Annotated in this window: 27 protein-coding genes and 1 pseudogene; 22 read left to right on the top strand and 6 right to left on the bottom strand. The window is 69.9% G+C overall.

Features of this window, described 5'->3' with window-relative positions:
• Nucleotides 1–35: 35 nt before the first annotated feature.
• From ACWEEU_RS18605 to ACWEEU_RS18585, 5 genes are all read right to left on the bottom strand, one after another.
• Entirely contained in the window at nt 36–1,517 is a 1,482-nt protein-coding gene (locus tag ACWEEU_RS18605) for an SCO6880 family protein (protein WP_451733595.1), read from the bottom strand.
• An 83-nt stretch (nt 1,518–1,600) separates the two neighbouring features.
• On the bottom strand, nt 1,601–2,974 hold the full coding sequence (locus ACWEEU_RS18600) for an SCO6881 family protein (RefSeq protein ID WP_451733593.1): 1,374 nt from the start codon (nt 2,972–2,974) through the stop codon (nt 1,601–1,603).
• A 35-nt stretch (nt 2,975–3,009) separates the two neighbouring features.
• Nucleotides 3,010–3,699: a hypothetical protein gene (locus ACWEEU_RS18595; RefSeq protein WP_451733591.1), complete on the bottom strand. Its 690-nt coding sequence runs from the start codon at nt 3,697–3,699 to the stop codon at nt 3,010–3,012.
• Nucleotides 3,699–4,013 carry a DUF6112 family protein gene (locus tag ACWEEU_RS18590; protein WP_451733588.1) on the bottom strand — a complete coding sequence of 105 codons (315 nt, stop codon included), beginning with the start codon at nt 4,011–4,013 and terminating at the stop codon, nt 3,699–3,701. The genes ACWEEU_RS18595 and ACWEEU_RS18590 overlap by 1 nt, the downstream gene beginning before the upstream one ends.
• 102 nt (nt 4,014–4,115) lie before the next feature.
• On the bottom strand, nt 4,116–5,243 hold the full coding sequence (locus tag ACWEEU_RS18585) for a C40 family peptidase (RefSeq protein WP_451733585.1): 1,128 nt from the start codon (nt 5,241–5,243) through the stop codon (nt 4,116–4,118).
• A gap of 477 nt (nt 5,244–5,720) precedes the next feature.
• On the opposite strand from ACWEEU_RS18585, the gene ACWEEU_RS18580 reads away from it, so the two are divergent.
• From ACWEEU_RS18580 to ACWEEU_RS18500, 17 genes and pseudogenes are all read left to right on the top strand, one after another.
• Nucleotides 5,721–6,476: a DNA-methyltransferase gene (locus tag ACWEEU_RS18580; protein ID WP_451733582.1), complete on the top strand. Its 756-nt coding sequence runs from the start codon at nt 5,721–5,723 to the stop codon at nt 6,474–6,476.
• Between the two features lie 183 nt (nt 6,477–6,659).
• Nucleotides 6,660–7,205, top strand: coding sequence for a DUF4913 domain-containing protein (locus ACWEEU_RS18575; protein ID WP_451733881.1), 546 nt, complete (start codon nt 6,660–6,662; stop codon nt 7,203–7,205).
• Nucleotides 7,202–7,690: a hypothetical protein gene (locus ACWEEU_RS18570; protein WP_451733579.1), complete on the top strand. Its 489-nt coding sequence runs from the start codon at nt 7,202–7,204 to the stop codon at nt 7,688–7,690. Before ACWEEU_RS18575 ends, ACWEEU_RS18570 begins: the two co-directional genes overlap by 4 nt.
• A gap of 18 nt (nt 7,691–7,708) precedes the next feature.
• On the top strand, nt 7,709–8,407 hold the full coding sequence (locus tag ACWEEU_RS18565; RefSeq protein ID WP_451733576.1) for a hypothetical protein: 699 nt from the start codon (nt 7,709–7,711) through the stop codon (nt 8,405–8,407).
• A gap of 50 nt (nt 8,408–8,457) precedes the next feature.
• Nucleotides 8,458–9,174, top strand: a complete 717-nt coding sequence (locus ACWEEU_RS18560) for a hypothetical protein (protein WP_451733573.1) — start codon at nt 8,458–8,460, stop codon at nt 9,172–9,174.
• Nucleotides 9,175–9,357: 183 nt separating this feature from the next.
• Complete coding sequence (locus ACWEEU_RS18555; protein WP_451733879.1) at nt 9,358–9,672, top strand: SH3 domain-containing protein; 315 nt, start codon at nt 9,358–9,360, stop codon at nt 9,670–9,672.
• A gap of 76 nt (nt 9,673–9,748) precedes the next feature.
• The gene (locus ACWEEU_RS18550; protein WP_451733570.1) at nt 9,749–10,231 is read left to right on the top strand and encodes a hypothetical protein; all 483 of its coding nucleotides are present in this window, start codon (nt 9,749–9,751) and stop codon (nt 10,229–10,231) included.
• Entirely contained in the window at nt 10,228–10,671 is a 444-nt protein-coding gene (locus ACWEEU_RS18545) for a hypothetical protein (RefSeq protein WP_451733567.1), read from the top strand. The genes ACWEEU_RS18550 and ACWEEU_RS18545 overlap by 4 nt, the downstream gene beginning before the upstream one ends.
• Before the next feature lie 10 nt (nt 10,672–10,681).
• The gene (locus ACWEEU_RS18540; RefSeq protein ID WP_451733564.1) at nt 10,682–11,086 is read left to right on the top strand and encodes a hypothetical protein; all 405 of its coding nucleotides are present in this window, start codon (nt 10,682–10,684) and stop codon (nt 11,084–11,086) included.
• Between the two features lie 40 nt (nt 11,087–11,126).
• Nucleotides 11,127–11,969 carry a winged helix-turn-helix transcriptional regulator gene (locus ACWEEU_RS18535; protein WP_451733561.1) on the top strand — a complete coding sequence of 281 codons (843 nt, stop codon included), beginning with the start codon at nt 11,127–11,129 and terminating at the stop codon, nt 11,967–11,969.
• On the top strand, nt 11,966–12,481 hold the full coding sequence (locus ACWEEU_RS18530) for a regulator (RefSeq protein WP_451733558.1): 516 nt from the start codon (nt 11,966–11,968) through the stop codon (nt 12,479–12,481). The genes ACWEEU_RS18535 and ACWEEU_RS18530 overlap by 4 nt, the downstream gene beginning before the upstream one ends.
• Nucleotides 12,478–13,713, top strand: a complete 1,236-nt coding sequence (locus ACWEEU_RS18525) for an MFS transporter (RefSeq protein ID WP_451733555.1) — start codon at nt 12,478–12,480, stop codon at nt 13,711–13,713. Before ACWEEU_RS18530 ends, ACWEEU_RS18525 begins: the two co-directional genes overlap by 4 nt.
• A 35-nt stretch (nt 13,714–13,748) precedes the next feature.
• Nucleotides 13,749–14,051 carry a hypothetical protein gene (locus tag ACWEEU_RS18520; RefSeq protein ID WP_451733552.1) on the top strand — a complete coding sequence of 101 codons (303 nt, stop codon included), beginning with the start codon at nt 13,749–13,751 and terminating at the stop codon, nt 14,049–14,051.
• A gap of 48 nt (nt 14,052–14,099) precedes the next feature.
• Nucleotides 14,100–15,329, top strand: coding sequence for an ATP-grasp domain-containing protein (locus tag ACWEEU_RS18515; protein WP_451733549.1), 1,230 nt, complete (start codon nt 14,100–14,102; stop codon nt 15,327–15,329).
• A pseudogene (locus ACWEEU_RS18510) lies at nt 15,326–16,197 on the top strand (DUF317 domain-containing protein). The gene ACWEEU_RS18515 and the pseudogene ACWEEU_RS18510 overlap by 4 nt, the downstream one beginning before the upstream one ends.
• A 35-nt stretch (nt 16,198–16,232) precedes the next feature.
• Nucleotides 16,233–16,724, top strand: coding sequence for a hypothetical protein (locus ACWEEU_RS18505; RefSeq protein ID WP_451733877.1), 492 nt, complete (start codon nt 16,233–16,235; stop codon nt 16,722–16,724).
• Nucleotides 16,725–17,021: 297 nt separating this feature from the next.
• Nucleotides 17,022–17,636, top strand: coding sequence for a hypothetical protein (locus ACWEEU_RS18500; RefSeq protein WP_451733546.1), 615 nt, complete (start codon nt 17,022–17,024; stop codon nt 17,634–17,636).
• 162 nt (nt 17,637–17,798) lie between these two features.
• Here ACWEEU_RS18500 and ACWEEU_RS18495 read toward each other — a convergent pair whose 3' ends face one another.
• Nucleotides 17,799–18,080 carry a DUF6881 domain-containing protein gene (locus ACWEEU_RS18495; protein WP_451733543.1) on the bottom strand — a complete coding sequence of 94 codons (282 nt, stop codon included), beginning with the start codon at nt 18,078–18,080 and terminating at the stop codon, nt 17,799–17,801.
• 101 nt (nt 18,081–18,181) lie between these two features.
• On the opposite strand from ACWEEU_RS18495, the gene ACWEEU_RS18490 reads away from it, so the two are divergent.
• The 5 genes from ACWEEU_RS18490 (at nt 18,182) to ACWEEU_RS18470 (ending at nt 22,090) form a co-directional block, all read left to right on the top strand.
• Nucleotides 18,182–18,586 carry a TetR/AcrR family transcriptional regulator gene (locus ACWEEU_RS18490; RefSeq protein WP_451733540.1) on the top strand — a complete coding sequence of 135 codons (405 nt, stop codon included), beginning with the start codon at nt 18,182–18,184 and terminating at the stop codon, nt 18,584–18,586.
• 485 nt (nt 18,587–19,071) lie between these two features.
• Nucleotides 19,072–20,310 carry a hypothetical protein gene (locus ACWEEU_RS18485; RefSeq protein ID WP_451733537.1) on the top strand — a complete coding sequence of 413 codons (1,239 nt, stop codon included), beginning with the start codon at nt 19,072–19,074 and terminating at the stop codon, nt 20,308–20,310.
• A gap of 225 nt (nt 20,311–20,535) precedes the next feature.
• Nucleotides 20,536–20,880, top strand: coding sequence for a DUF317 domain-containing protein (locus ACWEEU_RS18480; protein ID WP_451733875.1), 345 nt, complete (start codon nt 20,536–20,538; stop codon nt 20,878–20,880).
• Between the two features lie 82 nt (nt 20,881–20,962).
• Nucleotides 20,963–21,253, top strand: coding sequence for a hypothetical protein (locus ACWEEU_RS18475; protein WP_451733534.1), 291 nt, complete (start codon nt 20,963–20,965; stop codon nt 21,251–21,253).
• 15 nt (nt 21,254–21,268) lie between these two features.
• Nucleotides 21,269–22,090 (top strand): DUF317 domain-containing protein, encoded by an 822-nt coding sequence (locus tag ACWEEU_RS18470; RefSeq protein WP_451733531.1) that lies wholly within the window; start codon nt 21,269–21,271, stop codon nt 22,088–22,090.
• The last annotated feature ends 62 nt before the right edge of the window (nt 22,091–22,152 follow it).

Genomic DNA, 22,152 nt, shown 5'->3' with positions numbered 1-22,152 from the left:
AGCCTTTCTGAGGGACCGGGTCAGGGGGCGAGGCCCTACTTCGGCGAGGCGTTGGTGCGCGCGAGGGGGAGGGCGGCGAGAGTGAAGGCCGGGGGCTGCTGAAAGAGCAGGCGACGCAGATCGACTCCCGCGCCGACGGCGGCGGTTTCGATCTGGGCGCAGGCCGCGTCCAGGAGGGCATCGGTCTCGGCCGTGACGGTGATCAGGCCCGTCAGGGCCACGTCCGCGTGCCCGGCGATGAGCTGGCGCTCTCGCGTCTTGATGTCGGTGTACTCGACGGAGTCCTCTTCGCGGTCGACCTGCCCGCGGCGCGCGCGCTCGCTCGCGTCGGAGATGATCGCGGCCTTCTTGCGCTGCACGTCCCGCAGCGCGGACTCGAGCCCCTGCGGCACGTATATAAGCGACAGGCTGCGCCGGACGCCGGCCGTGAACATGACCCCGTGCAGGAACCCGGCACCGGTCTCGGTGCGCGGCCAGTTCTCCACCCAGTAGGTGGCGTGCCGTGCGCTGTCGGTGGCCAGGCGGTCGTGCTCCTCGACCTGGACGACGGGTCCGGCGGCAGCGGGGTCCGCTTCGGCGCGGCCCGTTTCGGACCACTGCTGGAGCGAGGCCAGCGCCTTGGGGTCGTAGGCGGTACGGATGACGGCGGCGATCTCCCGCGCGGTCAGCCACCCGGTGACCTGGAGTCCGGCACTGCGCGCGGCCTGGGCGATGGACGCGGTCGTCTGCTGCATCACGGCGAACGCCCCGGGCAGACCTCCGCCGGCCTGAGCGATCAGGCGCTTGGCGGACTTCAGATCGAGGGAGATGGCGAGGTAGGTCTCGTGCGGGGCGGCAGCGGGGCCGGCCGAGGCGACCAGCTCGGAGTAGATCTCTCCGGCGACCGGGGCCTGGGGCCGGCCGTTCCGGGTCCAATGGCGGGTCAGGGTGTCGCCGCTGTCGGGCACTGTCCGTTCCAGCACCTGCACGGCGGCGACGTGCCCGTTACGGGCGATGCCCGCGAGCGCGCGCCCCCAACTGTTCACGTTGTGGTTCTGGGTGGCGGGGTCGAGGAGGGCGAAGGCCCGGGAGCTGACGCGGGCGATGGCGGTGAGGGTCTGGTTGTGCGGGTCGTGGACGGCTGCGGCGTCGCTGGCGGAGTCGCCGGGGGTGACCACCGTGAGGGAGGCGGTGGTGCCGGGCAGGTGGAGGATGCCGTCCTGCCGGGGGCGCGTGAGGGGCCGGGCGAGCCAGGTCGTCTGGCCGGCGCGCCGGCGATGCGCGTAGCGGGCGACGATGGGCGCCCAGTCGATTAGTGAGCGGCCGTGTCGGCGGATCACGACCAGCGCACCCGCGGTCATCCACAGCGGAGTCAGGGCGATCGCGCCCAGTAGTCCGGCGGAGAGCACCGTCATCATCAGTAGCGCCACCGTGCACGAGACGAGGACGAGCTGGGGCAGGGAGAGCCCGAGGAGGATGCCGCGGCGGGACCGGTGGGGGAATTTCACCGTGACCGGGGCGGGGGAGGGGTCAGTCAAGGGACGGGTCCTGGAGGGCGCGAGGCGGAACTCGGGGGCGGAAGACGATGTGCGCCTCCCGCCCCCGGTAGGCGGGCAGGGGGTCAGAGGCCGGTCGGGGGCGGCGGCGGTCCGGCAGCCGAGTGCGTGTTGGCGGACTGCGGCTCGGAAGAGGCGGGCGGTGCGCCCTGCGGCGGGGGCGCCGTGGTCGGCGCAGCGGACTGCCATCCGCCGCCGGTACCGAACGCTGCGCCGGACGCAGAACTCTCCGGGCTCGGGGCGCCTGCGATGTGGCCGCTGGTGTCGTCGGACGCGCTCATCGGCGGAGGCTGCACGGCCTTCTCCAGAGCGGGCTGGAGACCCTCACCACCGGATGCGGCACCAGTTCCGCCCTGCGCGTGGCCCGTGTCGCTGCTGCTCCCGCCAGTGGGATTGGCGGCGATGTCGCCGGGGAAGCCGCCTGCGGCGTCGGGGCCTTGTGGGGCGGCGCCCGCTCCGGCTGCCGCGCCGCCGGTTCCAGCGGTGGCTGCCGCCGATGCGGCCTTGCGCGCGGCCTTCTCGGCATGGGCCCGGGCGATCTGCGCTCCGGCACCACCAGCGCGGTGGATGCTCTCGCCGTCGGTGCCGTCGGCCGCCCAGTGCACGAACTTGAAGACCGCGTACGGGCAGAGCAGCACCAGGATCATGATCACGATGCCGGACATGACGTCGGCGAGGGCGCCGATGCCGTCCTTGGCGTCGGTCTTGCCCATGGCGGCGATACCGAGGACGAAGATCACGGTCATCAGGAGCTTGGAGACCACGAGGGTGGCGGTGGCTTCGATCCAGCCCTTGCGCCAGCGGCGTGCGACCTCCCAGCCGCCGCCGGCCGAGGCGAACACGGCCAGGGTGACCAAGACGAGGATGCCCACCTTGCGGACCATCATCACGCACCAGTACAGGAAGGCGCCGATGGCGGCGCCGAGCCCCACGGCGACCGCGACGAGCCAGCCCAGTCCGGACAGGGCCGCGATTTCGCCGACCTTCACGATGCGGCGCACGGCCGAGGCGATGTCCAGGTGTGCGGCGTGGAACAGACCGTCGCTGACGGCATCGACGACTTCGATGGCGATCGTGGTCAGGGAGATCGCGCAGAAGGCGAACAGGACACCGGCCGCCGTGCCGGTGAACGCCTGCTTGAGGGCTTGACCGTCGCGCCGGACCGCGGCCCGGACGAGTTGCGCACAGAAGGTCGCGACCAGCAGAACCAGCCCGATCGGGAGCAACGTCTCGTAGTTGTCGACGAACCAGCCGGCGTTCAGGTCGACCTTCGTTGTGGTGTCGACCGCCTCGGCGGCCAGATCGGCTGCTGCGGAGGCGAGTTCACCTGCGGACTTCGCCATCCAGTCTCCGATGGCCTTACCAGGGTCGGTGGCGAAATTGACCGCGTCGCCGACCGCACACAGCTTGTCCGCCAGGGGGAAATCACAGAAACCCACGGGACGTCACTCCTCCTTTCTTGTGTCGCTGTGGGTCACTGCGTGACGCTGGGAGCTATGGCGGCGAGCGTGCAGTCGTGGCCGGGGCGGCACTGCACGGCCAGGGTCACGGCGCGCTCCTCGGCCCCGGAGCCGCCCTTCTTCCAGACGATCTGCTGCTTGCCGTTGACGGTGACCACGTAGATGTATGCCTCGGTGATCGCGGACGGGTTGTCGGCGAGGGCCGCCTTGAACGCGCCGGGGTAGTGGCCTTCGGTGATGTGCGCGGTGGCGTGCTGGTCCTGGTCGGCCATTCGCGACCACAGCAGCGGGTCGGGGACCTGGCCGGAGACGGAGGCCCAGTCGGCGTACTTGGTCTCGCGGGTCATCCAGGCGTGCATTCCGGCGAGTTGCTGGTCGTGGCTGGTGTGGCGGGTGTCGTAGGACCACAGCATCCGGGCGGCGGCCCGGGCGTAGGCGACGGGCTCGGCGATCTGTGGCGGCTGGGCCACAGTCCCGGTCTCGGTAGCGGCCTTCGGTGCGGGTGCGGTAGAGCCCGGGCTGTTTGGTTCGGCCGCGGTGGTGCGTGTCGGGGATGAGCCGCCATTGCTGCCGGACACCCAGGCGACCGCGGCCGCGGTGGCGAGCAGGACGCCGATGACTACGGCGATGACCGTGAGGCGCTGGGTGACCGACCAGCCGCTGCCGATGGGGGACCGCGACGGGGAGGAAAGGCGGTTCCGCATCAGTGGACCTGGGATCCGAGGGCCGAGAAAAAGCTCACGATGCCGTTGGCAGCGCCGAGGCCGAGGGCGGCGCCCGCGGCGACGACGGCACCCTTCTTGCCGTTGGCCTCGGCCTGATGGCCACCGGTGTGGTGGCCCCAGGCCCAGACACCGAGCGAGACGGCCAGGGCGCCGACGACGGCGATGATCCCGAAGAGGTTGATGCTGTTGACGACGTTCTTCAGCACGCTCAGTCCGGGCAGGCCACCGCCCTGAGGGGAGATGCCCGGGTCGTAGGCGAGCTGGATGACGTGGTCGGAGAGGGGGAGGAGCATAGGTGTGGCGGGACTCCTTGCAGACGCCGGCCACGCAGAGGACCAGCGGAGGGGGAGAGAAGAGGGACTGCGCTCGGGGCGCGGGAAGCGGCTGCCGTGGCGTCAGAGGACGCGGCGGGCGGCGAGCACCGTCCAGTCCTTGATCGCTGTGATCCTGACCGGCTTGGTGGTGCGCGGAGCCTCGATCACGAGGCCCTCGCCGATGTACATGCCGACGTGCTCGGGGCGGCTCGCGCTGCCGCGGCTGAAGACCAGGTCACCGGGCTGGAGATGGGCGGGCGAGACCGCGTTGCCCTCGTGGACCTGTGTGTACGTGGTGCGGGTGAGCGTGACGCCGGCGTGGGCGTACGCCTGCTGCACCAGCGAGCTGCAGTCGCACCGGCCCATCGGGTCGGGCCCGTGGGAGGCGGTACAGGACCCGCCCCACTGGTAGAGCGTGCCGAGCTGAGCCATGGCCCACTCGATGGCCTTGCGCGCCTTCGGGGCGGCGTCCTTGGGGATCGTGTATCCCTTCGGGACGCTTCCTTCGGGGATGGGACCGAAGGAGGAGCCGTCTGCGCAGCCGGTCGTGCCGGACGCGGGCGCCTTGTGCCCGCCGGAATCCTTGGCGCCTGTGTCGGTGGCGCTGCCTGGAAAGGTTTTGGCGATGGCTTCCTGCAGCGCGGTGGCGAGCTGCTGCCACTTCGCGTACGCGTCCGGGAAGCCGGACCTCTGGACGGCCTGCGCGGCCTGGGCGACGGTCATCTGCTGCCAGCCGTGGACCGCGAGCAGATGCTTGTAGAACTGGGTGGAGGCGTAGACGGGGTCGCGGATCTGCTGGGCGGTTCCCCAGCCTTGCGAGGGGCGCTGCTGGAACAGGCCGAGTGAGTCGCGGTCTCCGTAGTCGAGGTTGCGCAGCCGGGACTCCTGCATCGCCGTGGCGAGCGCGATGATCTGCCCCTTCTGCGGCACGTCGAGGCTGATGCCCGTGGCCACGATCGTCCGGGCGTTGGGAATCTGCTCCGCAGGTAGGTCGAGCCCCTTGATGTGGACGTTCTTGCCGGATGCCCCGTCGAGGATCTTGCCGACCTGCTGCGCGACTTGGTCGGTATCCACGTCGTTCAGGCAGAGGCTGGCCGAGTCGGCGCTCTGGGCGGCCGCGGAGGAAGAGGCGAGCATCATGCCGGTGCCGGCGAGCAGGATCGGGGAGAGGAAGACGACCCCGATGCCGGCGGCGAACGCCGCCTTCAACGGGATGGCAGCACGCGCTCATCCGGGTCTGCGGGCATAGGTGGGTAACGCGACGTCATAAGGATGTCCTTCGAGGATGTCCGGCGGACCGGGATGAAGCGCGGAGGCCGGGGAGGAAGCGAGGCGAGCCGGCGGACGAGCAGCCGCTCACGGCACCTGGTCAGGAGACGGGATGACGGCGCCTGGGCAACGGGGCAGGCATGGAGGCGTTGCTGCGAGCGGTGCGCGCCGGGCGGTTCCAAAACTGTAGGCAGGTAACGGCGGTTGACCAAAAAAGCGGTGTGAGGTGCCGGAATCCGGCACCTCTGTAGCGGACTTCTTGGTCGTCTCCGTGTTCGCTTCTACAGTTTTCGAACTCCCCTCGCCCGATTTCTCGAAGTGAGCCTCCTTGGCTCACGCATGCCCGAACGCGGTCACAAGGGTCCGGGCCGAGCGAGGAGTTCCCTCCGTCTTCCATACCCGAATCGGGGTTCCTCTTTGCCGTTTTCCCTGCATCACGGAGACGCTCTCAACGTCCTTTCCAGTCTTCCGGACGACTGCGTCGACTCCGTCATCACCGACCCGCCGTACAACTCGGGCGGGCGGACTGCGAAGGAACGCACGACTCGCTCCGCGAAGCAGAAGTACACCTCTGCCGACGCCAAGAACGGCCTTGCTGACTTCACCGGCGAGAACATGGACCAGCGCAGCTACGGCTTCTGGCTGACGCAGATCATGACCGAAGCCCATCGCCTCACCCGTGACGGCGGCACCGCACTGCTGTTCACCGACTGGCGGCAGCTGCCGATCACGACGGATGCGATCCAGGCGGCCGGGTGGCTGTGGCGCGGGGTGCTGGCCTGGCACAAGCCGCAGGCCAGGCCCCAGAAGGGCCGGTTCACCCAGAACTGTGAGTTCATCGTCTGGGCGTCGAAGGGGTCGATCGACGGCTCCCGTAACCCGGTCTATTTGCCCGGCCTTTACTCGGCATCCCAGCCGTCGGGGGCGACGCGCCAGCACATCACGCAAAAGCCCGTCCGGGTGATGCGCGAGCTGGTCAAGATCGTCCCCGAGGGGGGCACGGTGCTGGACTTCTGCGCCGGCTCAGGTTCCACGGGCGTGGCCGCCCTGCTGGAAGGCAGGGACTTCATCGGCGTGGAGAAGACCGCGCACTATGCGTCGATCGCCACCGACCGGCTCACCGAGACGCTCCGTGAGACCCGCACCCGGGACGACATGGTTCTCGCCACGTAAGACCGAGATCGCATTTCCGGGCCGCCGCCGGCGTTTCCGAATCACCCTTCCGTCCCGCGCGTCTTGTAGGAGGCCGTACCTTTCATGCCTGAATCCATAGAGCCCGCAGACGACGGGGGGCTGGAGCCGGTTCGAATTCCGGACCAGCATCTGGAGGGAATCGAGGCGAGCGTCCGACGGCTCATGGAGCAGTCGGCCGAGCATGCCCAGCAGCTCGACCATCTCGCCTCCGCCCCGCCCCCGTCTCCGTTCGCCGCGTTCGGTTTGCCAGGGCTTGGCGGTCCGCCCCCCGCTGCTGTGCCCGGGCCCCGCCCGATCCTGGAACTGGCCGGGGAAGAACGCGAGGACGAACTCGATACGCTCAGCGACTGGGTGGACGACTTCCTCCTGCCTGTCTACGGGGCAGAGGTCACCACCGCGGCGCCCTGGTGCCTGCGATGGCAGGAGCACGACGACGTCGTGGCCTGGCTTCACGCTCTGTGGCTGGCGTACCAGCAGCACAAGGACCCCGAGGCCGGGCTGTCCGGTCTGTTCGTGTGGCACCGGGACTTCCTCACCCACGCCGTCGCGGCGGTCCGCGCGCCGGGCGGACCGCTGTCGGCCTGCATGACCTCTCCTGACCGGCCCGCGCACCGGCTGCTGCCCGGCCCGCCGCCGTCCGTGCGCACGGAGGCAGCCGCCACCACGGCGAGCGACGGTCCTGCCGAGCCGGACGAGCCTGCGTCATGACCGAGGCGCAGGGACAGCCCGCCTTCGGCCTGAGCTTCGACCCCCGTGCCCTGACCGACCTCCTCCAGGCACCCAGCGACATTCGCGACCTCACCCTCGCCTACCTGCAGGAAGTCGTGAACGCGCGCCGCTTCGGTCTGCATCTGACCGGTGACCTGGAGGGCTACCGCAAGCTGTTCATCGACTCCCGCCGGGACTGGCGCGTCGTCTACGGGGTGCGACCCGCGCCCGCGGAGTCCACCTACCGGCGGGAGATCCATGTCGTCGCGGTCCGCCCGCGCGCGGGCAACGACGTCTACGACACCGTGGGCGCCCGCCTGGGCATGGCCCGCCGGCCGCTGAGCGCACGCACCCACGCGGCACGCTCCCGCTCTCCGCAGCTGACCACCCGCGGCCCCGTACCCCGCCCCGGACCGTCACCCGCGATCGCACCGCCCGGCGTTCCCCGCTTGGCGCGGAACGCCGCGCCACCTCGCACCCGATGACCGCACGGAGACCTGCCCATGCCTTCTGAACCCGCCCCGGCCGCAGTCCGGCGTGCGGTATCCCCCCTCGACCAGCGCGTCGAAGCCGCCACCGGCTACGACATCGACACCCTGTGGACCTACCGCGACCGTGGTGTTCTCGACGAACCCCACGCCGAACTGGTCGACCGGCACCGCGAGCTGTCCGCTGCCCAGACCGGTGTCACCTTCCACCTCCGGCTCCTTGCCCGTCTGACCAGCGGCGAGTTCCCTGTCGACTACGCGCTGCTCGACCGCATCGACCGCACCGTCGATCAACTCAAGGATGCGGTCGGCGTGCAGGAAACCACAGCCCGCTGGGTGCTCGCGCTACTGGAGCCCATCGAGGCCGCCGCAGCGGCCACGACGCCGGACGAACGCACGCTCTCCACCGATGACCAGGCAGCGCTGCTTGCGCTCGCGGGCGGAGCCAAGCTCCACGAACACCTCCTGACCGGCCGCGTGTCCGTGGCCACTGCCTCCGGCACCCGCATCCCGCACACCACGCTGCAGAGGCTGGAAGAGGCCGGCCTCGCCGTCCGGGACACCAGCCACCCCACGCACGCCGGCCAGCCGGTCGCCCTGACCGACGCCGGACGTGCCGCGCTGCTCGCAGCCCGCCGGGCGCCGGTGTCTCCGGCGCCACTGCCCTCGGCTCGGCCTGGGGCATGGCCGTCCACTTCCCCGCAGCGGCGTTGAGCTTCACCGAAAGGCCCTTGTTGTCCACTACCGATCCGGCGCCGCACCAAATGCGCATTCCCGGAGTCGACGTCGGCCACGACGACCTCGACACCGACAACGAGGTCAGCCTCGACTTCTACCGGCAGGTCACCTTCCACGACGACACGCTGGTGCCCCTGGCGCAACACCACACCGTCGACGGCGTACACAGCTACTACGTCCTGTTCGACCGTTCTGCCACCTGGGGAATCCCCGGTGAACCTCAACTGATCGCAGTTCACCTGCAACGGGACCGGACGCAGCGGCCCGTCAGCTTCCAGCAGGCCCCGATGCCGCTGGCCGCGATGGCACAGTCCTGGCTCATCCGACGCGGCTGCCCGCCCGACGCAATCGGCCTCAACCCCAAGCTGGGGCCCCCGCCGGCGGACGAGAGGACGCGCGCGCTGGAGCGACGCCTCGCGGGCGACGGCGACCACTACGCGATGGGCCACTCCTACACCCGAGACGACCCGGACGACATGGTCGTCGTCGTGGTGCTGCGCGCCCTGGACGAGCAAGCTGCCTCGCCGTTCCGCGTCGTGGTCGAGGAAGTCGACACCGACGCCTGGACGCACACCTTGCGCGAGGGCGGCTTCGACACCGCTGACGAGGCACTGCAATGGTGCGACGACCGGCTCACCGTCGAGGCCAGCCCTCTGCCGCCAGTCCGCCCGGCAGCTGCGGCCCGCCGTCCCGCCGGCTTGCCCACAGGTCCTGCTGCGCGCCCGCCCGGCCGCTCCCGCTGAGCACACCGGGTACCGGAAGCGGCGGAACATAACCGACGATCGCCGGTTAGCCAAACCGGCCATTCCCCGGACTCTTATACAGCCGCCGGGAAAACCCCGCAGCGACCTCTTTCCCTGTAATCACCATGCCTTCTCGGAGGTTTCTTCCGCATGCGCTCCACTCGAATTGCCGTATCCGCAGCGATGCTCGGCGCGCTCGCCCTGCCGGTGCTGGCAGCCACCACCGCCAGCGCGGCCCCCACCGCCGTCACCGCGGCCTCCTACACCAGTTGCTCCTCGCAGCCGCCGCTGCCGTACACGGTCCACACCACCGCCGTGACCATCCGGTCCAAGGCCACCACGAAGTCCACCGCGGTGGGCGTGCTGTACCGGCGCCACAAGTTCACCGTGGCCAAGAAGAGCGGCAACTGGCTCTACATCACCGACAAGACCACGGGCGTCAAGGGCTGGGTCTCCGGTACCTACGTCTACCGCGACGTCCGCATGTGCCTGGACTGACAGCCACACACCCAGCGCCGAAAGGCCATCCCCACCGGCACCTGTGCATTCCAAGCATCCCGAAAGGAGTGTTCCTTTGGCTGACGGAATTCCCGATGGCGACGAGGACGTCGTGGGCGTTCTCACCGGGCATGTCGAAGCCCACTTCGGCATGAAACTGGCCCAGCTGAAGGCTGCGGTCGCGGCCGCGCCGACGGTGAATCCCGGCGCCACCGGCGTCATCCGGTGGCACGGCCTCCTCGTCGAGGCCCAGTCGGTGCTCGACCGCGCGGAGGACGACCTCCTCACCGCTCTGGAATCCCAGCCCAGCGAGGTCGACGACCCGACGATGGATCTCGCCCACCGGGTGAACGCTGCCGTCGCCGTTCGTGATGGGCGGGCGCAGGTCCTGCGGTGGCTCCTCGACCCGGACGCTCCGGGGAGGAAGGGGCTCGCCGCCCAGCATCTGGCACGCCTGCGCGCGCGAACCGGGCCGGCGGTCCAGACCGGCATTCCGCTCCGACCCGCAGGTGTAGCTCCGTCGGTGCCGGTGCCTTCTGAGGGAAGGGCCCTGCGATGAGCAGGTTCAAGGCCAGCACCATGGACGGCGATCTGCAGACCGCCTTCGGTGTCTCCGTGCCCGAGCTGCATGAGGCTGCTGCTGGATCCGATACCTCTCCCGCGCTCAGGCACGCCCTGGAGCTGCGCTCCTTCCTCGCTATGGTCGAGGAGCAGGTCGCCCTCGTTCGCGACCGCGTACACGCGGATATGCATCCGGACCGCGACATGGGCCAGCTGTCGGCGGACAAGCTCCGCTTCGACGCGCAATGGCTGGAAGCGGCGCTCGATGCCCGGGGCAGCTACCGCGCCGCGCTCGACGAGCTGCTGCGCACCATGCCCCCGCTTGACCAGCAGGCGCGCCCAGTTCGAACCACGCAGCCCAGGGCCACCGCCACGCTGCCCCCTTCCGCCGCCCCGGCACCCCCGCGTGCCGGGGCGGCCCGGGCCCGCCGACCGTGAAAGTCCCCGCTTGCACCCCACCTCCGCCGAGATAGCCGGACGGATCGAGGACCTCTACGGCGCACCGATCGCCGCACTCGAATCCCGCGTGCGCGATAAGCCGCCCGGCATGCTCTCCGCCCTGCTCGGCATGCACGCCGACCTCGCCCTCGCCGAAGGAAGCATCGACCTCCACCGCGACCACCTGGCCCGGTTCATCCACCCCGAGCGGCAGATCGGCCGACACGAGGTCTCCCACCTCCTCGACGGCTCCCGCCAGCTCGCGGCAGCAGTCGCCGTCCGCGACGTACAGGCCAAGTCGATCTCCGCCGTCCTGCAGAGCCTCGCCCGCCTCCCGGCCCCCTCCCCGCCGACCGCGACGACCTCCCCACCGACTCCGCCTCGCACAGCCGAGAGCACGGCGCGAAGCCGCTGACCGGCTGCCGAGTTCCCCTCCCCACCCAGGAGTTCCTTCCTTGACCGCCACCGCACTGCCCCCCGACACCGACGCCGACATCGCCCGGGTCACCGAGGCCCTCGCCATGATCACCCCGCGCTGGAACGTGCGGATCCTGCTCGCGCTGGCCGGACCGCCCCAGCGCTACAGCGAACTGGCGGCCAAGGTGTCCTGGCTGCAGGGCGGCCAGCTCCACCCCAAACTGAAGGCGCTCTGCGACTCCGGGCTCGTCCAGCGCACCGAGCACACCTCCCGGCACGTCACCTACTCCCACACCGACCGCGGCGCGGCCCTTCTGCCGGTCCTGCCACTGATCGTCACCTGGGCCGAGGCACACCTGGAGACGCCGGACCGCCCGCTGCCCGCGATCGAGCAGATCGAGGACAGCCTCACCCTGCTCACCCGCCGCCACGCCGCCGCCATCCTGTGGGCGCTCAAGACCCGCACGGAGGTCAGCGGCCGGGCCCTGGCCAGCATCGTCATGCCCTCCAGCGACTCGACCAACATCTACCCGCCGCTGCGCCAGCTCGTCGCGGACGGCCTGGTGCACACGGAGGGCCTCGGCGCGCCCTACCGGCTGTCCGCAGCGGGCGAGGGCCTGGGGCCCGTCCTCGGCGCGCTGTCCGCATGGTCCGCCGGGAAGTCCCTCGACCAGGCGGCCCGGCACCCCGTGTGGGGGCGCCCGAAGACGATGCCCGTGGCGAAGCCGTGGGTCAGCAACCAGTCCCGGTCGACCCCCGCGACGCCCCCGCACCGTCAGACCGGGGCGTCCCCCCGCCCGACCTGGCAGAGCGGGGCTCTCTTCTCCCACGCCGCCGCCCGCCCCCTGGAGGCACTTGCCGCGGGAGGCCCACGCCGATGACCACTCTCTTCACCCGGCCCGAACTGCACGCCGCCGTACGGCTGCTGGCCTCCCGCTCCCTGATCCGGCTCATCACCGAGATCGACGGCAACGGGGCGATACCGCCCCGACGGCTGGCCAGCACCCTCCCCGACGTCTCTCGCCACCGCCTGCGCCGCACCACCGAAGCAGCCCGCGCCCACGGTCTCATCCGAGTCGTTCCCGGCGCCGGCCTCGAACTGACCGAGGCAGGCATGGAGTTGGCCGACCTTTACGACGCGAGCGCCCGCTGGGCCCGCCACCACACCTACCCGGCGCCGACCTGCGACTTCACCAGCCGCATCCGTCACTGCCTCCGCCTGCTGGAGCCCTCGATCGCCACCGAGCCCTCCGACAGCCCTGGCTACCCGCACGTCGTGCAACGGCCCACTGCCGAGGCCGAGGAGGACCTGGCCCGCCCGCGCGCCCTGCTGACCCGGTGGCTGACCGCCCACCCGCAAAACGTCGGCCCGCGTTCGGAGCCTGCCGCGTGAGCACAAGCGCCGCACCCCGGCACGCACCCCACACGGGTGGACCGCTGCGCAGCGTCTACCTGCCACGTTCGGCAAGCGCCCTCACCTCGGCCATGGCCACCTACGGCATCCCCCTGCTGGTCCTGGCCACGACCCGCTCGGCCGCGCTGACGGGCCTCGCATTCGCCCTGGAATGGGTTCCGAGACTCGCCGCGTTCGGATGGGCCGGCGCTCTCGTAGACCGGCGCGGGTCATCAAGCGTGGCCTTCCTCGCCTCCCTGGGACGCGCGCTGGCCCTGGCCGCCGGAGCGGTACTCCTGCACCTCCATCCCTCCGGCACCACGGCCAGCGCGACCGTGATGGCGCTCGCAGCCACCACCGGGGTCCTCACCGAGTTCAGCTACGTCGCCGCCGAAACCGCCGGCGCCGCTGCCGGCCGCAGGGCGGGCACGCGGGCCCACCGGGTCCAGGCGGTCCTGTTCGGAATCGACCAGACCGCGACCCTGACCGGCCCGGCCCTCGCCGGCCTCCTCCTGCTCACCGGCCCAGCCCCCATGCTCACGGTGATCGCCGCACTCTCGCTCCTCACCGCGCTGCTCGCCCTGCGCCCACATACCGCACCCGCCGTCCCGGCCCGGGGAGCGAAGGCACAGACAGGCACGGGCCTGCTCATCGGGCTGCGCACTATCCGCTCGCTGCCCGCGCTCGGCTGGCTCGTGACCGGCCTGACTCTCTCCAACCTGGCCGGCGCCGTCCTCCAGGCGGCCGGTCCCGTCATCGTCGTCAACCACTACGGGCAGTCCACCACCGCAGTCGGCCTGCTCTGGTCCGCCGCTGCCGCAGCGACCCTCCTCAGCATCACGCTGTGCCGGTTCGCGATCGACCGCTGCGGCCTGTGGCCGGTCGGCGTCGCCTGCGCCGCCCTCGCCTCGCTCGCCTGCTTCGCCACCGCCCGAGCCCCGGACTACCTGACCTATCTGCTCCTGGTCGCGGTCCTGATGGCCGCCGACGGCGGCATGACAGTGGTACTGCGCACTCTGCGCTCCCGCCTGATCCCGCCGGACAAGTTCGGCAGCACCCTCTCGGCCACCATCCTCATCCTGCTGCTGCCCTACCCCGTCGCCGGTGTACTCACCGCCCTGACCCCACCCGACGCGCTCGGCCCCGTCATCACCGCGTGCGCTGTCCTGCAGGCCCTCGGACTGGCCACCGCCTTCGTTCGCCTGCGTACCGATCCCGCCCTGCGCACCTGACCCGCGCACATCTCGAGCCTGTGGAGAACTCGCCCATGTCCACTGCCATTTCCTGGGCGAACCGTACGAACGGTCGCACCATCACCGAGCGGTTCTACGCCTTCGACGCCGAGCACCCGCACGTCTACCGCGAGCTGGAACGCATGGCCGCCCGACGTCTTGCAGGTGGTGCCACGCGCGTCAGCCTCAAGGACCTCTTCGAAGACCTGCGCCGTCAACTCCCTTACGGAGTAGCCGGGCTGAACAACAACTTTACCGCCCTGTACGCCCGTCGGTTGATCGCCGCCCACCCCCACTGGGCGAGCGCGTTCGAGCTGCGCCGCCGCCGTTCCGCCTGACACCCCCAGCACCTGATCCTGTCGTCCACCGTCTCGGAGAACTCCTACTTGTCCGCTCGCCCCCGCCTGCTCGTCGTCTCCGCAGGCGATCAGACGCTGCGCGGCTACTGCCTTGAGCAGGCCGCCGCCGCGTACGACATCGTCCTGCTGACCAGCACCGAACCGTCATGGGAGAAGCCCTACATCGTCGACCACGCCGTCGCCGATCTCCACGACACCACCGAACTGCTCGCCGCCGGCCGGGCCCTCGCCGCGCGCCACCACCTCGCCGGCATCGTCACCTGGGACGAGTGGCACCTCATCTCCACCGCCCGTCTCGCCCGCGCCCTGGACCTCCCCGCGAACTCCGTCGAGGTGATGCGCGCCTGCCGCAACAAAGCCACCGCCCGCTCCCTGTTCGCCCGCCACGGGGTGCCGTCAGCTCGGTCGGTGAAGGTCCGGACCTTGACGGAGGCATCACGGGCAATCTCGAGCCTGGGCTATCCGGCCGTCATCAAGCCCACCGCGTTCGCCGGCAGCATCGGCGTGATCCGCGTCGACCACGCCGACGAGCTGCCCGCCGCCTTCGAGTTCGCCTCATCCGGCGCGAGCCGCAGCCGCGAGGACACTGACGTCCTGATCGAGGAGTACCTCGACGGCCCGGAGGTCTCCGTCGAGTGCGTCACCCGCTGCGGCGTGACCACCGCCGTCGCCGTGACCCGCAAGCAGCTGGGCCCCGCACCGTATTTCGACGAGACCGGGCATACCGTCGACGCCGCCGACCCGCTCCTGCCGCAGGTCGCCCCCGCCGCCGCTGCCGCAATCAAGGCCCTGGGAATCACCGACGGCGTGCAACACGTCGAGATGCGCCTAGTGGGCGGGCGCCCCCGGCTGATCGAGGTCAACGCACGTATCGGCGGCGACATGATCGGTCACCTCGTCCGCCTTGCCACCGGCATCGACCTGCCCAAGGCCGCAGCCGACACTGCCTGCGGCCGAGTGCCGGACCTCACCCCTACCCGCAACGGGGCCGCGGGCATCCGCCTGCTCTACCCGGCCGCCTCCGGCACCCTCACCGCGCGGCACATCAACCAGCCGTTCGCCGCGCACACCCCCTGGCTTCGTCAGGTGCAGTGGATCCGCGAGATCGGCGAGCCGATCCTCCTGCCTCCCCAGGGCGACGTTTTCACCGCGAGGGCCGGCTTCTACATCGTCACCGGCCGCAACACCACCGAGGTCAACGAGCGCCTCGACACCGCTGCCGCCGAAATCACCGTGACCACGCGGGCGGACCGATGAAACCCCAGCCCGATCCGGGCCGCGACATCGACGGCGACGTCTTCGTCTCCCCCGCTACCTCGCGGGCAGTACCGCCATCGGCGACCCCGCTCTCGCCCCCCTCCTCAACCTCGGCTTCGAACTCCGCCACGACGACCTCGGCAACGCGTACGTGACCGCTCCCGACCGGAGCGCGCGTCTGGGGTACCTGCCCGAAGGCGAGGACGACGGACTCTGGCGCATCAACGCCTACAACGACCCGTTCGCCCCTCCGGTCTGGGGCGCCTGCTTCAACGGCCGCGTCCCCACCGAGTTCGTCACCGCCTTCACCACCGCACTCGCCTCCGCCTACGAGCGCGGCCCCGACGCCTACCTCGCCCGGCCGATCGCCGGCACCGACGAACACGATCCCTTCCAAGTGGTCGTCCCCCTCATCAAGCACGGCTGGCAGTTCGAACACCCCCGCTGGAACGTCTACGCCCTCCAGGCCCCGGACGCACGCGCTGGCCTGGAGTACGCCACCGGAGACCTCGACCCGAAAGCCGAGCTGACCACCCGCGAAGCCCGCTGGCAGCTGTGGGCAGGCAACTCCATCGACCGGCCCGCCTGGTACGCGACGGCCAGCACCGACACCCCCGTCGCTCTGCTCGCCGCCGTCACGCGCTGCGTCGCCGATCCGGCACCGCTGCCCCGCTGGCGCGAGGACAAGTCCAGCTACATCGAGGACATGGTCCAGCTCACGCCAATCCTTCCGCCGCAGCCGCCGGCCCCCACCCCGCTCGACGTACGGCGGGCCTCCGCAGCCCGCCGCCCCGCCGCGATCCCCGCGACCAGCGTCCCACGCTGGAGCACCACCAGCCGCCCGGCCCTGCCCGGCCCCCGCCGCTGACACCGACCGAACGCGACCGGAGATCTTCCCTGCCCCTGTCCCTGTACGCCCCGGAGTTCTTCGCCGAACTGTGCCTGCCCTTCGCCGACGGTACCGTCGTGGGCAACACCTACTTCGCCGCCCCAGCTCCGGAAGCCTCGTTGCGAATGCGGATCGACTTCATCCCCACCATCTACGCAGACACCTACGGCGGACTGCGCGTGGCGATCGTTCACCCGGACCGCGGCGAGATCGACGCAGTGGCGCTCAGCTTCCTGGACCACCAGACCTTCCACCGCCGCGACGAAGCTGCCAACATCCGCCCCGGTACGCACCGATACGGCACGTTCGACAAGTACCACCGCCCCGGGCGGCCACCATGGGACGGGGCCGTCACCACTGGGCTGAGGGACGCCATCGAGCAGTACACCACCGTCTGGTTCCCCGGCGCCTGGACCGCGACCGCGCCCACCCGCGCTGCGGGCCGGACCGCGCTCAGGGCCGCTGCCCCGCCGCCCGCAACGCACAGCACCAGCCGCACCCGCTGACCTCCTCTACTACTCAAGGAGCCCCATGCACACTCGATTCGTCGGTCTCGCGGTCCGAGCTGTCACCGTCGCGGCCGCGCTGACCGGGATGGTCACCTGGGCGCCGGTCGCGAACGCCGCCGAACCCGGCCTCGGGACTGGTGAGCTCGCATGTTCAGGTGTCGCGTATTCGCGGCCGAGCCCAGCTGGGAATCGCGCTGAGTGATGTGTGCGAGCTCGGCGGCACCCGGCAGCCTGCTGGTCGGCAATTGGCATGATGGGCGCGGCAAGTTCTCAGGTGTGTCTAGAGGAGCGACTGTGGCGTTCAAGACCGAAGCCGATTTCGGGGTCGCCGAACGGGATGAGTGGTCGTATTCGCCGGCTGTCGGCGTCGGACCGCTCCGGTTCGGTATGACCCTCGACGAACTGGTCGAGGCGGCTGCGATACTCGGCCAGACGAAGGTCAGCGATTGTGCACGGGACCACGCGATCTTCTCGCCGACTTGGAAGGTCGAAGTCCACCGTCGCGAGGCCGCTCCTTCTCCGCCTGCCGTCACGGCCTATGTGAGCCAGGCTGTGGGGCTGTTTTGCATCGCTGTCGACGCCGCGCGGGGTCCTCAGGTCGCGTACGACGGTCTCCCGCTGGTCGGGAGGGACATGGCGGAGCTGGAGAGCGACGCAATCGCCTATGCCGAGGCGATGGACGTGCAGTTTCGCATCATGCCCGAGGGCTATGCAGCACCGGATGATCCCGGGATCGTCATGCGCGCGCAACAGGTCGGGGAGGCCGTCCGCTCGCGTCCGCTGTTCATGGTGCCGCGCGATGGCGCGAATACTGAATGGGACTCGTTGCCCTCCGAGGAGTACCACGCCAATCCATGCCCTCCGAGGGGTACCGCGCCAACGGATAGTCCCTGGTCCAACATGGTGTGACCCATGCCTGTAGCGATCACTGACTGTGGTCACCGAGGCCGGCGGCACCTGGAGTCGATACGCGCCCGGAGACCACACACGGTGACACCAGACGCAAGCTCGCCGAGGCGTACGCGACACCTCAACATGCGGGCGGCCTACCAGTCAGGCCGTGTCACAGCGTCAAGTCCCTGATGGGCGGCACTGCCCGATGAAGCCCGTGAGCGCTTCATGCCAGCGTCGCTCGAAGAATTCCGCGGATGTCTCCTCGACGTGCAGGCCCTCGGCGTCTTCGAGCTCCGTCCATGACGGAACGCGCTCCGAGCTGAGCTCGACCGGGCCCTGCAGCGGGTGATCCCGATCGACGCGGACGAGTCGGCCATCCATGTACTGAGCCACTTTGCGCACCTCGTAGCCGTCCGTCCCGATCTCCGTGACGAACTCGAACGGCTCGTCGTCGTCCACCAGATAGTGGAGGGATACCAGGTACCACGGTCTGGGTTCCGCACCGTGTTTGCGCTGGAGCCGGGCGGCCAGCGTCTGCTGGGGCCAAGGAACAGCTGCTCGTGCAGATCGTCCGGACGTCGGAGCGGCGCCAGCGCGATGTGCTGTCCCGGCTCCGCCTGGAGCCCGGTCTCTCGCCCGCCGATGTCGCGCGGCTGCTGTGGCGGCAGCTCACGGCCCCTCGGCTGGCCGGTCAGGAACGGCTCTTCTTCGAAATCTGCGGGCACGCGCTGCGCGGCCGCCCCGAGGCCGCCCCGGTCCTCGAAGGGTTGGTGACGGACTGGCTGGAGCCGCTCGTGGCCGCCGAGGTCGGGGCGGGGGCCGACCCTGCCGTGGCCCGGAACCGGGCCAGGCTGGGACTCGCCACCGTCCGCGGCCTGCTGCTGGACCTGCTCGCCACCGGTGACCGCGCCGGCGTCGACGCGGCGATAGAGGAGTTCCTCCGGCTGTACTACGGCTCAGAGTGAGGAGATACCTTGCTGGGTGCGCAGCCGAGCAGGTGCGCCGCGGCGGTTCGGTCCGTCGTGGCATCGATGCGCCGTGATCTGGCCGCGTCCATGAATCCGACGGTACGTCCGGTGCCTCGGAACGGCAGGTCGGGAGGAGCCTCGGCAGCTGTAGGTTCTCAACTTCAATGTCAGGCGCCGACCCTGTGACCTGGATTTTCCCTTGAGTCTCACGATGTGTCGGCAGGCGGCTGTCTCAGATCGGTGTCATTTCCTCACGCTGTCCAGCAGGCTGCAACGCGGCCCGGAGCGTCACGAACCTGCATCGGCAACCATCCGTTCCACCCACTCACACACCTTCGTTGCACACGAACGTCCCGAGCGTCGTCGCCGACAAGCGCCAGCGGGACTACGGACGGGTTGATCAGCCCATAATTGGAGTCAGCGCCGAGCGACCCGGCGCATCGCACCCGCCCTGGGTGCACTCACCGCGATCGGAGAGCATCGTGACGAACAGCGCGTTGTGGCGAGTGGTTGACAACGAGAGTGGTACCCAGTCCATCGTCAGCACGCCCTCCGAGGCGGTCGCGTTCGTCAACAGCCGGTTCGACACCGATGACGACGAGCCGTTCAGCATCACCGAGGTCGGCCCCCTCCTTCCGAAGCCGCTCGAGGTCATCACCGCATGGGCAGCCAAGAAGGACGGCGAGCGAACCGACGGGCGTACTGCCCCGATCACCATCAGGCCGGTTGTGACGGACAACGCCAGCGAGTGCGACGACGTCGTGCTCTGGGACGACGTGTACGTCTCCTGGGACCACGACACGTACACCGTCGAGGAGCCGGACAGCTCCGACTACAGCGAGGCTTACAGCGCAACCGAGTTGAGCGCGATCCTCGACGAGTACGCCGACGACTACGAGTACGCGCCTGAAGGGCCCGACAGCCACAGGTGGCCGAAACCGGAAGAGTTGATCACCTACGGCGCCCAGGAGTGCGCCAAGCGGTTCGGGCACCTCGACGACGACGCCCTGCTGTGGCTCGCTGCCACCCGCATCACGCTCGCCGTGTGGCGCAACACACCCGTCGAGAACTGGCATGCCGGGAAGAGTCCGCTCCACGACGGCACAATGATGCGGATCAACGCGGCAACCACCCGACTCGTGCGCTCGATGCTGTCGTTCGACCATGTCGACTGGATCGGTCTCGGTCTCGCGATCGTCAACCCGTCCCGGGTTCTACCGACCGGGCAGTCCGTGCTCGAGCTCGGGCTGGCCTGCCACAACCCTGACGACCCGGCACACGAGGATGATCCGCGAGAAGAACTCGCGGAGATGGCACAGGCCGCGATCTCATGGGGGCGAAGGTACTGCCTTAGCGAGAAGGAGTTCGGCCTGCGAACCCTGATCGAATCCTTCTGCGCGACCGACAACGGCTGGTTCGGAGCACCGAGTTGGGGGCACATCGTCGATCGGTTCCTTACGGCTGTCGACGACCGGGAGAATGCGCACTGGCGCATGCACCGGGACAAGCCTTGGTTCGACGAGTGGTTCACCAACCGGCCGGCCGAGATTGCGGACACCACGGAATTTCGTCGGCTGCTCCTTGCCGGGCCCGACCTGCTGTCCGAGGAAGCCGCCGAATGGTGCGTGGATGGCGCCATCCGCTACGTCTGTCAAAAAAACCACGCAAACGGCTGCCCGCGGTGCGGTATCCCGCTGGCAACGGAGTCCTCAAACGAGTGACGGCAGTGGCCAGCGATTCTCAATCCGTGTCAGTTCGGCCAGTCACATGACATCGCGACTGAGCAAATGACCCGGGATCTGAGAGCCCACAGCGGCGTGCCGCGAGCCAGTTCGCCGGGGGCAGACAGGAAAGAGCACGGAAAGACTGGCCAACGTGTGCAAGAGCATGTCAACGTAGACAACCTTGCAAAACCCCAGGTCAGAGAGGTGATTGCCTTGAGCGTCATGCCCGACGCCCCTGGTTTCTCCACCACGATCGAGGCCCTGCGGCTGCGTAAATGGCAACTCGGTCCGGGTCAACCCACGCTTGTGACGGATCTGTTCTCCGCAGAAGATTTCCACCTGATCGTGGACGACCGCGCGGACGTGCACGTCAGCAGCAAGGACGGCAGGTTCTACCTCCGCTGGTTCCCGAACGGCCGTCCTGGCCCCGACGGGGAGGGATGGATCATCGCTGTCACCGGCACGGCCAGTGTTCCTGGCTACCGCATGGTGTTCGACACGGAGACGCCGGCCGACATCGTCGCCGCCGCCGTAGCGCGCGCGTTGGGGACCTCGCATCGCGTCTGACCGGCGTGCCGACAGGTAGTCCGTGCCCGGAGGACGCAGTTCGTGTCCACCGCTCACCGATCCCTGCCCCAGGAGGCTGTTCGTGACGTCCCCGGAGATGACCGTCCGCGAAGTGATCGACCTGCTGTCCGGCTGTGATCCGGACGCCCCGGTCCGCCAAGCCGTGAATCCCTACTTCCCGATGGCCCACCGGCTGGCGCAAATCGTACAGAGCGTGGATGAGACCGGCCGGACCGTCGTCTACCTCGCCGAGACAAACGACGCTGACGCGCAGCTCGGTCACCTGCCGCCCGAAGTTGCCGTCGCCCTGGCCTGGCAGAGTTCCGTCCAGGCGCCCCCGCGCCGTCCCCGCCGTACTGCCGGCGGCCAGTAGAACCGCATCGAGCCCTTGGAGGCGCCCCTGTACCCCGACGTTCCTCTCTCTCCGTCCGCTTCGTCTGGCGGCCAGCCCGCGTTCTGGGTCGGTCCCCGGCATCTGGCCGGTGACGACGGGCTCCTCTACGACACCGTCGCCGACACGCTCTCCGGCCTGGGTTGGACGAGCCTGACGATCGTCCGCGGACGGCACGAACCGCACGACACGGACGAGGATCGCCAGGTCCTGCGCAGCACCGTCCTGCACATCAGCCCGGACACGCTGCGATGGGCCCAGTGGAGCTTGGCCGACGAGCCGTTCCTTCTGGGCGACCTCCCGATCGCATGGCAGATCTCCGCCCGAGCCGAGACGGGCAGCCCCGTCGCCCAGTGGTCGGCCTACTTCACCCCCGACGTCCCGGGCGAGGCCGTGGCCGACTTCCTGGTCGCGCTCGACGCACGCGACCAGCCTGCCGAACCCTTGGGGAGACCCGAACAGGTCCTCGACGCCGTCGCCACGCACGGCTGGCTCCGCGACATCGACAGGCCCCAGGCGGCAGCGACGGACCCCACGTTCGCCTCGCACCTCAGCCTCGGCGACGTGCCACCTCTCATCCAGGACGCCGACCCGCGCGTCCTGACCACTGCAGCCGACGAGCCGGGACCGGCCGGGTGGCAGGCATGGGCCGAGCCCGCGCTCGGCGCCCCATGCCTGTGGGCGGTGTCCTTCGGCCCGAGTGTCCCGCACGACATCGTGGCCGTCTTCGCCTCATCCATCAGCTCGACCGCACCGGTCCTGCGCCGGGTGCTGCCCGAGGCCACACGGGAGCGACTCCTGCGCGCTCCAGCCAGCTGAGGGGGCGAGGCCGTCCGCGTCTTTCGCCCGTCATACGAGAAGCTCGGCCACCTCGCATCGAG

This window comes from Streptomyces sp. NPDC005004 (assembly GCF_053600675.1).
Note: the sequence above shows the minus strand (reverse complement) of the source record. Positions and strands in the feature narration are given on the sequence as shown.

What these genes read in the sequence shown, in the direction of transcription:
- ACWEEU_RS18595 (WP_451733591.1), bottom strand. Translation starts at nt 3,699, where the DNA reads ATGCGGAACCGCCTTTCCTCCCCGTCGCGGTCCCCCATCGGCAGCGGC.
- ACWEEU_RS18480 (WP_451733875.1), top strand. Translation starts at nt 20,536, where the DNA reads ATGCCCGACGCCCCTGGTTTCTCCACCACGATCGAGGCCCTGCGGCTG.
- ACWEEU_RS18565 (WP_451733576.1), top strand. Translation starts at nt 7,709, where the DNA reads ATGCCTTCTGAACCCGCCCCGGCCGCAGTCCGGCGTGCGGTATCCCCC.
- ACWEEU_RS18570 (WP_451733579.1), top strand. Translation starts at nt 7,202, where the DNA reads ATGACCGAGGCGCAGGGACAGCCCGCCTTCGGCCTGAGCTTCGACCCC.
- ACWEEU_RS18575 (WP_451733881.1), top strand. Translation starts at nt 6,660, where the DNA reads ATGGAGCAGTCGGCCGAGCATGCCCAGCAGCTCGACCATCTCGCCTCC.
- ACWEEU_RS18590 (WP_451733588.1), bottom strand. Translation starts at nt 4,013, where the DNA reads ATGCTCCTCCCCCTCTCCGACCACGTCATCCAGCTCGCCTACGACCCG.
- ACWEEU_RS18555 (WP_451733879.1), top strand. Translation starts at nt 9,358, where the DNA reads ATGCTCGGCGCGCTCGCCCTGCCGGTGCTGGCAGCCACCACCGCCAGC.
- ACWEEU_RS18560 (WP_451733573.1), top strand. Translation starts at nt 8,458, where the DNA reads ATGCGCATTCCCGGAGTCGACGTCGGCCACGACGACCTCGACACCGAC.
- ACWEEU_RS18520 (WP_451733552.1), top strand. Translation starts at nt 13,749, where the DNA reads ATGTCCACTGCCATTTCCTGGGCGAACCGTACGAACGGTCGCACCATC.
- ACWEEU_RS18545 (WP_451733567.1), top strand. Translation starts at nt 10,228, where the DNA reads ATGAGCAGGTTCAAGGCCAGCACCATGGACGGCGATCTGCAGACCGCC.
- ACWEEU_RS18530 (WP_451733558.1), top strand. Translation starts at nt 11,966, where the DNA reads ATGACCACTCTCTTCACCCGGCCCGAACTGCACGCCGCCGTACGGCTG.